At 62.3% G+C, this 13174-nt stretch carries 11 protein-coding genes and 2 tRNA genes; 5 read left to right on the forward strand and 8 right to left on the reverse strand.

Translation table 11 applies throughout. The features are described 5' to 3' along the window. Nucleotides 1-18: 18 nt before the first annotated feature. From GYH34_RS11050 to GYH34_RS11060, 3 genes are all read right to left on the reverse strand, one after another. A complete protein-coding gene (locus GYH34_RS11050; protein ID WP_161913626.1) occupies nucleotides 19-408 on the reverse strand; it encodes a hypothetical protein in 390 nt (129 codons plus the stop codon). Between the two features lie 300 nt (nucleotides 409-708). Then, nucleotides 709-785: transfer RNA gene (locus tag GYH34_RS11055), tRNA-Pro, on the reverse strand. A 104-nt stretch (nucleotides 786-889) separates the two neighbouring features. After that, the gene (locus tag GYH34_RS11060; protein WP_161913627.1) at nucleotides 890-1405 is read right to left on the reverse strand and encodes a dihydrofolate reductase; all 516 of its coding nucleotides are present in this window, start codon (nucleotides 1403-1405) and stop codon (nucleotides 890-892) included. A 211-nt stretch (nucleotides 1406-1616) separates the two neighbouring features. Between GYH34_RS11060 and GYH34_RS11065 the strand changes: the two genes are divergently transcribed. Then, nucleotides 1617-2624, forward strand: a complete 1008-nt coding sequence (locus GYH34_RS11065) for a Tim44 domain-containing protein (protein ID WP_161913628.1) — start codon at nucleotides 1617-1619, stop codon at nucleotides 2622-2624. A 65-nt stretch (nucleotides 2625-2689) separates the two neighbouring features. Here GYH34_RS11065 and GYH34_RS11070 read toward each other — a convergent pair whose 3' ends face one another. Then, on the reverse strand, nucleotides 2690-3652 hold the full coding sequence (locus tag GYH34_RS11070; RefSeq protein ID WP_161913629.1) for a GDP-L-fucose synthase: 963 nt from the start codon (nucleotides 3650-3652) through the stop codon (nucleotides 2690-2692). Nucleotides 3653-4104: 452 nt separating this feature from the next. Between GYH34_RS11070 and GYH34_RS11075 the strand changes: the two genes are divergently transcribed. Together GYH34_RS11075 and GYH34_RS11080 are read left to right on the forward strand one after the other, a co-directional pair. Beyond that, a complete protein-coding gene (locus GYH34_RS11075; protein ID WP_161913630.1) occupies nucleotides 4105-7833 on the forward strand; it encodes a glycosyltransferase in 3729 nt (1242 codons plus the stop codon). A 75-nt stretch (nucleotides 7834-7908) separates the two neighbouring features. Then, nucleotides 7909-8625, forward strand: a complete 717-nt coding sequence (locus GYH34_RS11080) for a hypothetical protein (RefSeq protein ID WP_161913631.1) — start codon at nucleotides 7909-7911, stop codon at nucleotides 8623-8625. 52 nt (nucleotides 8626-8677) lie between these two features. Here the strand turns inward: GYH34_RS11080 and GYH34_RS11085 are convergent, their stop codons facing one another. From GYH34_RS11085 to GYH34_RS11100, 4 genes are all read right to left on the reverse strand, one after another. Next, nucleotides 8678-9994: a DUF6492 family protein gene (locus GYH34_RS11085; protein WP_161913632.1), complete on the reverse strand. Its 1317-nt coding sequence runs from the start codon at nucleotides 9992-9994 to the stop codon at nucleotides 8678-8680. 127 nt (nucleotides 9995-10121) lie between these two features. Continuing rightward, a tRNA-Arg gene (locus GYH34_RS11090) sits at nucleotides 10122-10198 on the reverse strand. Nucleotides 10199-10260: 62 nt separating this feature from the next. Next, nucleotides 10261-10641 carry a 4a-hydroxytetrahydrobiopterin dehydratase gene (locus tag GYH34_RS11095; protein WP_161913633.1) on the reverse strand — a complete coding sequence of 127 codons (381 nt, stop codon included), beginning with the start codon at nucleotides 10639-10641 and terminating at the stop codon, nucleotides 10261-10263. 14 nt (nucleotides 10642-10655) lie between these two features. Further along, nucleotides 10656-11876, reverse strand: coding sequence for an NADH-quinone oxidoreductase subunit D (locus tag GYH34_RS11100; protein ID WP_161913634.1), 1221 nt, complete (start codon nucleotides 11874-11876; stop codon nucleotides 10656-10658). A 77-nt stretch (nucleotides 11877-11953) separates the two neighbouring features. On the opposite strand from GYH34_RS11100, the gene GYH34_RS11105 reads away from it, so the two are divergent. Both GYH34_RS11105 and GYH34_RS11110 read left to right on the forward strand, forming a co-directional pair. After that, entirely contained in the window at nucleotides 11954-12130 is a 177-nt protein-coding gene (locus tag GYH34_RS11105) for a DUF1328 domain-containing protein (RefSeq protein WP_018265491.1), read from the forward strand. Nucleotides 12131-12264: 134 nt separating this feature from the next. Continuing rightward, on the forward strand, nucleotides 12265-13164 hold the full coding sequence (locus GYH34_RS11110) for a YihY/virulence factor BrkB family protein (protein ID WP_018265490.1): 900 nt from the start codon (nucleotides 12265-12267) through the stop codon (nucleotides 13162-13164). Nucleotides 13165-13174 lie beyond the last annotated feature (10 nt).

Below are 13174 nucleotides of genomic sequence, written 5' to 3' on the forward strand. Positions count from 1 at the left end.
GGCGCGGGGTGACACGGCCTAGCTGATCGCGTGCATCGCCAGCGCATAGGCGATCCAGATAAATCCGACCGAGGACACGACGAAGCTCAGCGCCGTATAGGCCTTCCACAAAGGCTTGCTCCAGAAGTTCGGATCGAAAGCCGCGATGGTGAAGACTGTCGGATTGGAGAAGCCGCCGATCGCCACGCACCAGCAAGCAATGACCGGCAGCTCGACGCCAGAGCCATAGAATCCGACGCCGAACAGCGCCATCAACGCATAGTCGACATGCGCTCTTATCATCGTCTTATAGTCGATGACGAAGCTGTCGACGGCCTTTATCGGGAACCATTTCGCGAATGTCATCAGCCACGCCGTCGCAATGAGCGCCGTGATGCAGGCGGCGGAGCCGATCAGAAGGATTTTCATCCGAGCTTCCTCGAGTTTTTTTATGCACAGAGGACGCTTTCTCACCCGTCGGCGCACCTTGTGTCTCGGGAGATTCGCCTAGTCGCCTTTAGGTGATTTTCCCGAATATGCGCAGCCGCCGTCCTGCTCGGCGCGCCGAGCATCGTCATGGCGCTCGAAAGGCGCGCTTCCCGGTCTCGGCGGTCTCGAGGCGCAATATGGTCGTCGCGAGGCGGTCGTGCGCTCGCCGACCGACGAGCCGGGGTCGCGGAGCGCCCAAATGGGACGCTCGCGCTACGCCACTGAAGTCATGAGAAAATTTGGTCGGAGTGAGAGGATTCGAACCTCCGACCCCCTCGTCCCGAACGAGGTGCGCTACCAGGCTGCGCTACACTCCGATCTGGCGTCCGCGAAGCGGTCGCCGCTGGTCGAGGCGGGTTATAGCTTCAGGTTCTCCGACCTGCAACAGCTGTTTGCGCACTATCTGCAGCCGATCGGCCGCTCACCGGCGCTCGAGCCGAATATATTGGAAATCCGCCTCGTCTTCGGCCGTTCGCGGCGGCGTCTCGCGCGCCGTCTCGCGCCATTCCGCCGGATCGAGCGTCGGAAACAGCGCGTCGCCGGCGACCGTCAGCGCCACCTCGGTCAGGTGAATCACATCCGCCTGAGGCAGAAAGGCGGAATAGATCTCCGCGCCGCCGGCGACGATGATCTCCGCCGCGCTCATGGCTTCCGCGAGTTCGGCGGCGAGGCGGAGCGCCTCCTCGGGGCTGCGCGCCGCATGGGCGCCCTCGGGGCGAAATCGCGGGTCGCGCGACAAGGCCACGGTCTCGCGGCCGGGCAGGGGGCGGCCGATCGAATCAAAAGTGCGTCGTCCCATGAGCAGTGGCTTGCCCCATGTGATTTCGCGAAAGCGCGCGAGATCGCTCTTCAGCCGCCAGGGCGTGCGCTCTCCCGCGCCGATGACGCGATTGCGCGCCACGGCGGCGACGAAGACCAGTTTGGGCGTCACGGGCATCGCGCCTCCTCGAACCGAGCTTTGCGCTCGAACGCGAACGTTCGAGAAAATTCGTTCTAAATGAAAAATTAGAAGAGTTTCCGATTTCATGAGCGGCGGAAACCGATTCTGCCTTCCGGCCGCGCGGCCCTTTGCCGCAAGGTCGGAGCATTCCTATATAGATGGCGCCCGAGTGATTCCTCATCTCTGGGCGAACCGCTCGAGGATAGTCATGTCGACTTGGACATCGAACTCCAAATCTTTGCCGGCGCTCGCGCTCGCCCTGCTCATCGCCTTCGCCCCGGCGCTCGCCGAGGCCAAAATGGGCGGCGGCGCGAGTTCGGGAAGCCGCGGCTCGCGGAGCTATTCCGCGCCGCCCGCGACGACAACGGCGCCGCGTCCGGCCGCGCCCATGGAGCGCAGCGTGGCGCCGCAGCCCGCGCCTCAGCCGCAGGCGCAGCCCTCGCCCGCCGCGCCGTCGCGCCCGGCCGCCGCTCCCGCCGCCAGCCCGCTCGGCGGCTCCTTCGGCCGCGGATTGCTCGGCGGCCTCGCCGGCGGCCTGCTCGGCGCCGGCCTGTTCGGCCTTCTCTCGGGCAATGGCCTGATGGGCGGGCTCGGCGGCCTCGCCTCCATCATCGGCCTTCTGGTCCAGATCGCGATCATCGCCCTTCTGGCGCGGCTCGCCTTTCAATGGTTCGCCAATCGCCGCCTTGCCGGCGCGATGGGCGGCGCCGGCGGCTCGCGTCCGGGCGCCTTCGCCTTCACCGGCGGCGGGACGGGCTTCGGCGGCGGCGCGGCCGCCCCACGTCACCCGACGAGCGAGCCTTTGAATCTGCGGCCGGAGGATTTCAGCGCCTTCGAGCGCGTGCTCGCCGACGCCCAATCCGCCTATAGCCAGGAGGATATCGGCCGGTTGCACGATCTCGCGACGCCGGAGATGGTGTCTTATTTCTCCGACGACATTCGCGCCAATGCGCGCGAGGGCGTCATCAACCGCATCTCCGAGGTGAAGCTGCTGCAAGGCGACCTCTCCGAGGCCTGGCGCGAGGGCTCGGACGAATATGCGACCGTGGCGATGCGCTTCTCGCTGATCGATCTCTTCATCGATCGCGCGACCGGCAAGATCGTCTCCGGCGACGCGACCCAGCCGACGCAATCGACCGAAGTGTGGACCTTCCGCCGCCCCGCGGGCGAGGGACCGCAGGCCTGGAAACTATCGGCGATCCAGCAGACCGCGTAAACTTCATTCGCCGCTGCGATGAAGAAAAGCGCCCCTCGATGGGGCGCTTTTTTTTCGGGGCTAACTCAGCCGACCGTTTCGAGGACAGGGGCGGCGGCAGCTGCTTTCTCCCTGGCGAGGAAGAATCGATAGGCGTCGGCGATGCCATCCTCGAGGGAAATTTGCGGCGTCCAGCCGAGCGCGCGAAGCCGGCTCGAATCCATCAGCTTGCGGGGCGTTCCATCGGGCTTCGTCGCATCGAGCGCCAGCCGGCCCGAGAAGCCGACGGCGCGCTGCACGGTCTCCGCGAGCTCGCGAATCGTCACCTCGGAGCCGGCGCCGCAATTGATGTGCTCATAGCCGTCGTAATGATCGAGGCAGAAGACGACGCCCCGCGCGAGATCGTCGACATGCAGAAACTCGCGCAGCGGAGTCCCGCTGCCCCAGACGACGACCTCGTCGCGACCGGCTACTTTCGCCTCGTGGAACTTGCGAATCAGGGCGGGCAGCACATGGCTCGTCTGCAGGTCGAAATTATCGTTTGGCCCGTAGAGGTTGCAGGGCATGACAGAAATGTAGCTGCGGCCATATTGCTTGCGATAGGCTTGGCACAGCTTGATGCCGGCGATTTTTGCAATCGCATACCATTCGTTGGTCGGCTCCAGCGGGCCGGTCAGCAGCGCGTCCTCGGTGATCGGCTGCGGCGCGAATTTCGGATAGATGCAGGACGATCCGAGAAAAACGAGGCGATTCACCCCTGCCGCATGGGCGGAGTGAATGATGTTGGTCTCGATGGCGAGATTATCATAGATGAAATCGGCCGGATAAGTGTCATTGGCGTAGATGCCGCCGACTTTCGCCGCGGCGAAGATGATCGCATCCGGGCGATTCTGCTTCAGCCAGACTTCCACGGCGATCTGATTACGGAGGTCGACCACGGAACGGTCCACTTTGAGGACGGACTCTCCTCTCGCCTCGAGATGCCTGGTCACGGCGGAGCCGACCATGCCTTTATGTCCGGCGACCCAAACTCTGCGCGTGCTCGCCATATCTAAAATATCCCCTCGGAGCCGAGGCCATTTACATGCTCGGGATAGAAACCAAGCATTTCTACAGCAGATCTGGGTCTCTACGCAAATAGAAATTGCAAGAAAAGGCCAGTGCAGCTCATAAAGCGCCGGCGCGGAGAGGGCCAGCGCGCGAACAATCCTGCTTTCGGCGACGGCGCGAGGCCTTTTGCCCCGCAAGGCTGTGCGCGATCTCGAATTGGGGCGCACGAGCGATATGCTCCACTTGACCCATACATTGCTTCGATGACAGAACGCTCGCGCGGCGTCGTCTCTCTCTCCCTCTGAGAGGCGGCTACGCGGCGCCGGCGGACTTGCTTTTCGACGAAGCCGAGTTTTCGGAGCTGCTCCCGCACTGATTTCCTACCGAAACGCTCGCGCCGTCACGCTCGCCACTCGACGTCGGTGCGGATGTGCGCTGCCAGGGTCACGCGATGAAGATACTGATTGATCTGCAATGCTGTCAGACCGAGGCGCAATCCCGAGGAATGGGGCGCTATTCTCTCTCTCTCGCGAAGGAAATCGTCCGCATCGGCAGTGAGCACGACTTCATGTTTCTGCTCAACCGGCATTATCTGGACAAGTCGGCCGATCTGATCTCGGAAATCGCGAAGCTGGACGATCTCGGCAATGTGATTCTGCACGACTACCCCAGCGTGCAATATGATTGGCACGAACGGCAGAGGCGCGAGCAGGTCGCCAATGTCCTGCGCAATGATCGCATCGAGACGGTCAGCCCCGACGTCTATCACATATCGAGCGTCTTCGAAGGCGAGAGCGTTTATGGCGCCGCGGCGGCTTTCATCGACTTTCCCAAGCCGCCCATCATTCGATCCGCCACTCTCTATGATTTCATTCCGCTGCTCTATCCAGACAAATATCTCACCGATTGGCAGGTCGCTCTCTGGTATAAGCGCACGTCGAGCCTGATCCCGCAGCTCGATGTCGGCTTGGCCATATCCGATGCGACGAAGAAAGACGCCGAGCGGCTTTTTCATATGAGGCCGGAGCGCGTCGTCAATATTTTCGGCAGCGTCGCGGATCACTTCCGCATCCTCTCCGCCGCTGAGGCGCATCGCGGGGCCATATGGCGCCGCTTCGCCCCCGGGCAGAAATTCATCCTCTATGTCGGCGGGCCGGATTTCCGCAAGAATCTCGATGGGGCGCTCGAGGCTTTCGCCATCGCCAACAAGGAGCTGGCGGATAAATACAAGCTCCTGATCGTCTATGACATCAAAAGCGCCGAGGCGCTCGCTCTGCGCGAGAAGGCGGCGCGCCTCGGCGTGGCGCCGCTCGTCGTGACGACGGGCTTCGTGTCGGATGAGGAGCTCGTCGAGCTCTACAACGCTGCTTCGCTCTTCGTCTTCCCCCCTCTCTACGAGGGGCTCGGTCTTCCGGTGATCGAAGCGATGCGCTGCGGCGCGCCCGTGCTCGTCGGCGACAATTCGAGCCTGACGGAGATCGTCGACGATCCGGCCTATCGTTTCGATGCGGAAAAGCCGGCGGATATGGCGAAATCAATGGCGCGCGCGCTCACCAAGGAGGGCGAGCTGCAGCGCATGCGCGCCTATTCTCGCGAGCGCGCCGCGCTCTTCACCTGGGAAAAGAGCGCCCGCCGCGCGCTCGACGCCTGGGAGGAGACCTACGCCGCGCGCAGCGGACGCAAAACGTCGAGCGTGGCCGGGCGCGTTCCGCGCATCGCGATGTTCACGCCGCTTCCCTCAGCGAAAACGGGCGTCGCCGATTACAGCGCCGAGTTTCTCCCCGCGCTCTCCAAATTCGCGTCCTTCGAGATTTTCGTCGACGATGTGGCCGAGGTCGAGACCAATTTCGACGACATGCCGATTTGGCACCACTCGCAATTCCCATTCAAGGCGCATCTCTACGACGCGATCGTCTATCAGCTCGGCAATTCGCCGTTTCACCACTATATGCTCCCTTATATCGAGAGCTTTCCCGGCGTCGTCGTCATTCATGACGCCTATCTCGGCTATTTGTCCTATGATCCCGGCGATCCCGACGCCTTCATCCGTCGCATGATCCAGGAGCATGGAGGTCCTGCGCGCGCCATAGTGCTCGCCGGCGAGGGCGGCGACCGCACGGCGCGCGCGCTCGTCGACGCTCTGCCCTGCAGCGCCACGTCGACGCATCGCAGCCTCGGCGTCATCGTTCATTCGCGCTTCGCGCATGATGTGCTAGTCGCCGCCTCGCGCCGCGCCGCTGCTCCCAAAATCGTCGTTCTGCCGCAGTATCGCGCCGGGGCGGCGCGCAAGAGCCGGCCGAGCCGAGCCGAGGCGCGGGAGGCGCTCGCGATCCCGCCGGAGGCGCTCGTCATTATCTCGCTCGGCCATGTCGCTCATACGAAAGGCGTGCTCGAGCTGATCGAAGGATTCAAGCGGTCGATAGCGGGGCGATCTGGCGACGCGCGGCTGCTTCTCGTCGGCGAGCTCGAAGGCGGCGTGAATCACGACTCGCCGTATGCGCGAGAGGTATTGCGCGCCATCGCCGGACGGTCCGATATCCAGATCACCGGCTATGTCGAGAAGGAGATCTACGATCTCTACATTGTCGCCGCCGATATCGGCGTCCAATTGCGGACGCTGACCCGCGGCGAGACCTCGGGAGCGATCCTCAATCTGCTCATGAATGGCGCGCCTTTCATATATAATCGCATGGGGCCGTCTGCGGAGCTGCCTGCGCAGGTGGCTGTCGCGCTCGACAGCTGCCAGCCAGAGTCCGTCGTCGAGGCGCTCGATGCGCTCGCGGGCGATCCTGCGCTGCGGCAGGCCTACAGCAAGGCGGCGCTCCGTTACTGCGCGGAGGTGCTGAATCCTGAAAAGATCGCCGAAAAATTCGTGCGATCCGTCGTTGCGATGACCGAGCACGCCGAAACTTGCGGTCCGAAGACGGTCAGCAAGACGATCGCTCGTCTCTTGCGGGACGCGCCGATCACGCAGGAGTTCGTTCAGGAGATCGCGCGTTCTTACGTTCGGCAGGAGCGCTCCGAACTCGCGCCGAGGCTGCTGATCGATGTGACCCACATCAGGGAGGGTGATCTCAAGACCGGAGTTCAGCGAGTTGTGCGTGAAATCACGCGCGCCGCCTACACCTGGGACGATGCGCGTCTGCGACCGCAGACCTTCGCTTATACCGAGGCCGGCCTGATCTACGCCGATGACTATGCGCAGAGCTGCGGCGCTCGCGCCCCGGTCGAAGTCGAGAATGTGCGGTTCGGCGTCTTGGATATTCGTCCTTTCGATAAAATTTTGATGGCCGATGGGACTTGGCATCTCGCCGACTGGATGCGAGAGCCGATCGATCGTCTCGATCAGATCGGCGGCGCGGCGTTCGGACTCGTTCACGACATTTTGCCGCTGCAACATCCCGATTTGTTTCTCGACCATGTAAAAATTTCGGTCGCCAACTGGCTGACGCTGTTGCTCGAGAAGGGCGCCGGGCTGATCTGCACATCGCAGAGCGGCGCCGATGGTCTCATTGAATGGATCGAGGGCAGCGGGATCACGCCACGGCCGGGGTTGCGCATCGGCTACGCGCGGCTCGGCGCCGATTTCGCGTCGAAGGCGCAAGCGTCGGCTCCGGTCACGGCCGTCACCGCCGGACTCGCCGATCGCGAGAATTTGTTCCTGATGGTCGGCACGATAGAGCCGCGCAAGGGGCACGACTATGTTCTCGACGCTTTCGAGCGCCTATGGGCGTCGGGCGTCGATGCGACGCTCGTCTTCGTCGGAAAGGCCGGCTGGAGCGTCGATGAGCTGCTGCGACGCTTCGACAGCCATGAGGAGAAGGGAAAGCGCTTCTTCTACCTCGGCTTCATGCCGGAGGCCGACGTCGCGCGGCTCTATCAGAGCGCGGCGGCGACCATCGTCGCCTCGATCGCGGAAGGTTTTGGTCTGCCGATATACGAGGCGGCGCATTTCGGCTCGCCGCTCCTGCTCAGCGACCTTCCGGTTTTCGCCGAGCTCGGCGGTGAGCATGCGCGCTATTTTTCGGCCGGCTCGGCCTCGCAGCTGGCCGCCGCCGTGCGCGAGCAGCTCGCGAGCGGTCCTACGCCCTCGAAAGGAATCGCAATGCCATCGTGGAACGATTGCGCGCGCCGCATTTTCGAGTTCTTGGATGGAAAGCACACCTATCGGCAGTTTTGATCGCGCCCCTCTCGCGCAATCTTGACTGTCTCGGGCAAATTCGTTTTTCATTCGCCGAGAGCTACGGAGAGCGGCATGACATTGATCGAATGGCTGGGGCGGATGATTGCCGTTCGTACTTTTCGCGACAGGGAGGTCGCCGCGCATAGTTTGCGATTTGGCGGCAGTCTCGCCGGCGTCGTCGACGAGGTTAGCGCCAAGCGTGTCCGCGGCTGGATCTATGACGCCAAGCGGAATGAGCCGGTTGTGCTCGAAATTCTACTCGACGGCGAGGTGGTGCAGAGGACCAAGGCAAATCTGTATCGGGACGATATCGCCGAGCGGGTGGGCGGCAACGGTCTTCATGGTTTCGACTGCGAGGTGACCGCCTTCGCGACGCCGAGCGCGACAATGCGTTCGGTGCAGGTGAGGGTGGCGGATCGGCCGCAATATCAGCTGGGGACTTTCGATCTCGAGCCGAACAGATCGCCTTTGGAAATGCCGTCGCCAGACGTCCCGCAGGCGCTGCATGATCGTCTCCAGCATATATTCAGCCATATCACCGCGGCGCACGAACACTCGCTGCGCCGTTTCGACGCGATTCAGGCGTCCTTCGATCGCTTGCAGTCGACGCCACGCATCGCTGCGATAGGCGGCGGCGACGCCGACAGCGGGTCCTTGCTCTACCAATACCCGCGCAGCGCGATTTCCGGCGTGGGCCAGTTTCGTCTGCCGCTCACCGACGACGTCGAAACCACGCTGTTCCAAGCTCGGCTCGAGGTGGATTTGATGAAGGAGCGGCATTTTTCGTGAGGCGGGTGAGGGGGAGTTCGCGCTTTTTACAAGCGCGCGTCCCCCTCGATAATCATCTGAGACGGCCTTCGGCAATCGCGCTATAAAGGCTTTCGGGGTTGCATAGGTCAGCCGCGGGTAGCTGTAACATCACACCGAAGTGATGATCATGCGTGTTGAACTCGCACCGATCAATCATCTCCGCTTGTTCCGCCGATTGCGCAAGCGTCATCAAATGCGGGTCATGTGGGATAAAGCATGATCGTCGTTGCGAGTAGACGAATTCTCCGTACCAAGCGAACTCGTAAGGGGCGATCTCGATCAGGCCAACGAATCCGTTCACGCCTCGGCTATGCGCGAATGCGTCGAGTTCTGCCGACAAATCGGAGTTGAACATGCCTGTGCAAGATATGTAGGCGTTCGTGCTCTCGGTGTGGTTCTCCATCACCGTGCAAATTCTATTGAACGATTCTGAAATATTGACGATCTTGCCGTCGAGCCAACCGTCCTCATTGGCATTTCGAAGCCGATCAAAAAAATCAGTTTTGGAAGTCGCTGCTGCTGCAGTATAGATTGAGCCATCGCTCAAAAGCGACGAGTAGTTGAATTTTTTCGTGAATAGCATCGTGCTATCCATGGTAAGATAGTTCGTGGCAATTTTCAGCTTCGAAAAGCACAGCTTTATCAACTGTTGAATATGCCACCCAGACATTCCGGGCGATGGCTCGATATTTGCAGCCGCTAACACCCACTCTTCAGAAAGAATATTGGGGAATCGGGAGATCTGACTATTGTCGATCTCTGCAGCGAAGGCGTCAATAAAGATAGATAGGTCGCTTTCCGGGACGACAATATAGAAGGGATGCTTGGTTTCGGTGAATCTGCACCAAGAGCGATAAAGCGTGACAGTCCACCTCAAATCTTTTCTATATGATTTATTAAGTATAGAAAAATCATGCATATACTTTGTTTGCTGAATTTCGATCGAGTCGAGGCGAATATTTACGCCTTCTGGCACAAATATGCCGACTTCCAAACCCTCCTCATCCTCGGAATTGACATAGACAAACGACGCAAGCGTTGCTTGATCGTGGCTGATTCCGGCTAGCAGAGACTGCTTGTATCGGCCGAGGCCGGTCGAATCGGAAATTTCTAAAAAGCTGTCATCGAGGCCGGACAGCCCGAAATTCTCACCTTGAACTTTAATGAGATAGACGCCCTTCGCTAGGCGGAATCTCGGACTGCGCGTCAGGCAACCGCGGCGGCGCGACGAAAAAATGAAATGGTCATAGGTCAGACCGGCTTCTGACCCAATCAGTTCGATTCCGGCTCGGAAGCTCGTAACCGAGCTTTCCGGTCCAGCCTCATTCATGAACACGGATTGTTGCAAACAGACCTCCTCGTGACATGCCCTGTCGTTTACTTTTCTTGGTAGTGGTACTATCGCCTTGAAGGCGGCCGCAAGAGCGACCAGCATTGAGGGAAAGACTGTCGGCAATTTCCTAGCATCAACCATATGGCGTCCCGGAAGGGATTCGAACCCCTGACCTACGGTTTAGGAAACCGTTGCTCTATCCTGCTGAGCTACCGGGACTTCGCTCCGATATCTACAAGAGCTCAGGGCTTTTGAAAAGGCGGGGGCGTCACAGGGGTCGCTCACATGCGGCCGGCCGGCAATCCCTGCCAGCGCGAGAAGATGCGGTCGATCTTCGTCGCCATGATGACGTCGTTCTCGTGCAGGCCGCCAATCTTTTTCGTTTGCAGCGAGATCGTCGCATAGCCCCAGCCGAAGGCGATGTCCGGGTGATGGCCTTCGGCCTCGGCCAATTGCCCGATCTGGCGGACGAATTCGGCCGCCTCGCGGAAATTGCCGAAGCGAAAGCCGCGTTCGATGCGGCGCGCTTCGTCCATCAGCGTCCAGTCCGGCGCGGCGGCGAGCAGCGTCTCCGCCTCGGCGCGCGCGAGCGGCGGCACGCCGCCGCGGCAGGGGGTGCAGGTCTTTTCTACGAGGGTCGTCTTTTCCGAAAGGGTCGGCATTTTCCTCCTCCTTCTCAGCGGTCGATTTCTCCGAAGACGATATCGAGCGAGCCGACGATGGCGGCGACATCCGCCAGCATATGGCCGGTCGAGAGCCGGTCGGTCGCCGCGAGATGGGCGAAGGAGGGCGGGCGCAGCTTGCAGCGATAGGGCTTGTTGAGCCCATGGGAGACGAGATAGACGCCGAACTCGCCCTTGGGCGCCTCCACCGCCGCATAGACCTCGCCGGCGGGCACGTGGATTCCCTCGCTATAGAGCTTGAACTGCTCGATCGTCGCCTCCATCGAGCGCTTCATCGCCTCGCGTCGCGGCGGCGTGATCTTGCCGTCGAGGACGGCGACGGCTCCCTGTCCATCGGCGGCGCGCAGCTTCTGGACGCATTGCCGGATGATGCGGACCGACTGGCGCATCTCCTCCATGCGCACGCAATAGCGGTCGTAGCAATCGCCGTGGCGTCCGATTGGAATGTCGAAATCCATCTCTTCGTAGCATTCATAGGGCTGCGCCTTGCGCAAATCCCATGGCGCGCCGCAAGCGCGCAGAAACACGCCGGAGAATCCGAGGCCCCAGGCCTGCTCGAGCGTCACGGCGCCGATATCGACATTGCGCTCCTTGAAGATGCGATTCTCGGTGAGCAATCCTTCGAGATCGTCGCAGCTCGCGAGGAAGGGATCGCAAAAGGCCTCTATGTCGTCGATGAGCGCTGGCGGTAGATCCTGATGCACGCCGCCGAAGCGGAAATAATTGGCGTGCATGCGCGCGCCGGACGCGCGCTCATAGAAGACCATCAGCTTCTCGCGCTCCTCGAAGCCCCAGAGATTGGGCGTCAGCGCGCCGCAATCGGAGGCCCAGCTGGTGATGTTGAGCAGATGCGAGAGCAGCCGTCCGATCTCGCAATAGAGCACGCGCACGAGCTGGGCGCGCCGCGGGACGGCGAGGCCGAGCAGGCGCTCGGCGGCGAGGCAGAAAGCGTGCTCCTGATTGATCGGCGCGACATAATCGAGCCGGTCGAAATAGGGCAGGGCCTGCAGATAGGTTTTGTCCTCTATGAGCTTCTCCGTGCCGCGATGCAGAAAGCCGATATGCGGATCGGCGTGGACGACGACCTCGCCGTCGAGCTCCAGCACCAGCCGCAGCACGCCATGCGCGGCCGGATGCACCGGGCCGAAATTCAGGGTGAAGCTGCGCTCCTCGCCGGGCCGGGGGCGGGGCTGCGTTCTCTGTCCGAGACTCATCTGCGCCTCCTTTCGGCGGGAAACCGGATCGGCGCGGCGGCGTTATCACCCATCATCCTCGGTTTCGGGAGAAAGAGATGAGCGATCTTCTGCGTTGGGCCGTCGTCTTTCTGGTGGTCGCGCTGATCGCGGCCTTCTTCGGCTTCGGCGGCGTCGCCGGCACGGCGATCGACGCCGCGCGCATATTGTTCTGGGTGGCGATCGTGCTCTTCATCGTCGCCCTCGTCGGCGGCGTGCTGCGGCGCGGCGTCTGAGCGAGCCGGCGGCGGCGGCGCGGGAGCGTCGCCGCCGCTTCCCATCGTCAACGTGCCGCGGCGGCGAAAGTTGCCGCCTCGCGGATCGCGCGGCGCTATATTCCCTCGCGCGATCAGCGCGGGGAGCCGGCGCCTTGGACGATGTCGAGAAAGCCGTTTTCCAGCGCGCCCTCGGGCCGCTCGCCCCTTGGGCGGCGCGCCTGCCCGCGCTGCTGCGCGTTCCGCTCGACGCCTTCCTGCATTTCGTCGAGCGCGACGGCTTCGCCATTGCCAGCCATATCGCGCTCTCGACCTTGATGTCGCTGTTTCCCTTTCTCATCGTGGTGACGGCCTTCGCCGGCCTCATGGGCTCCAAGAGCCTCGCCGACGAGGCGGGGCGTCTGCTGCTCGACGCCTGGCCGCAGGAGGTCGCGGCGCCGATCGCGCGAGAGATCAAGCGCGTCGCGACGGAGCCACAGGGCGGCAATCTCACCTTCGGCGCGCTCTTTGCCGTCTACTTCGCCTCCAGCGGCCTCGAGAGCCTGCGCATCGGGCTCAATCGCGCCTATGAGGCGCTGGAGACGCGCAGCTGGTGGCTGCTGCGGCTCGAATCGATCGTCTATGTCGTCGGCAGCGCGGCGGCTCTGCTGGCGCTGTCCGTTCTCGTCGTGCTCGGACCGCTCATCACCGACGCCGCGGCGCGCTATCTCGATTGGTTCGCGCCCTTCGAGCAGATGGTCACTCTGGCGCGCTATGGCGTCGCGACGCTCATTCTGGCGCTCACGCTCTTCGCCATACATGCTTGGCTGCCGGCGGGACGGCGGCGCTTTGCGGACATGCTGCCCGGCGTGCTGGCGACGCTGCTGCTGTGGCTCGTCGCGGGCGCCGCCTTCGGCCGCTATCTCGCGGCTTTCTCGGAGCGCTATGCGCTGACCTACGCCGGCCTCGCCTCGGCGATGATCGCGCTCGTCTTCCTCTATTTCTCGGGAGTCATCTTCATCTATGGCGGCGAGCTCAACGCCGCCATCGTCCGCGCGCGCCGCGGCGCTAGATGAGAGCGCGAAC

Origin of the sequence: Methylosinus sp. C49, assembly GCF_009936375.1 — a bacterium.
In the GTDB taxonomy this organism is placed as follows: domain Bacteria; phylum Pseudomonadota; class Alphaproteobacteria; order Rhizobiales; family Beijerinckiaceae; genus Methylosinus.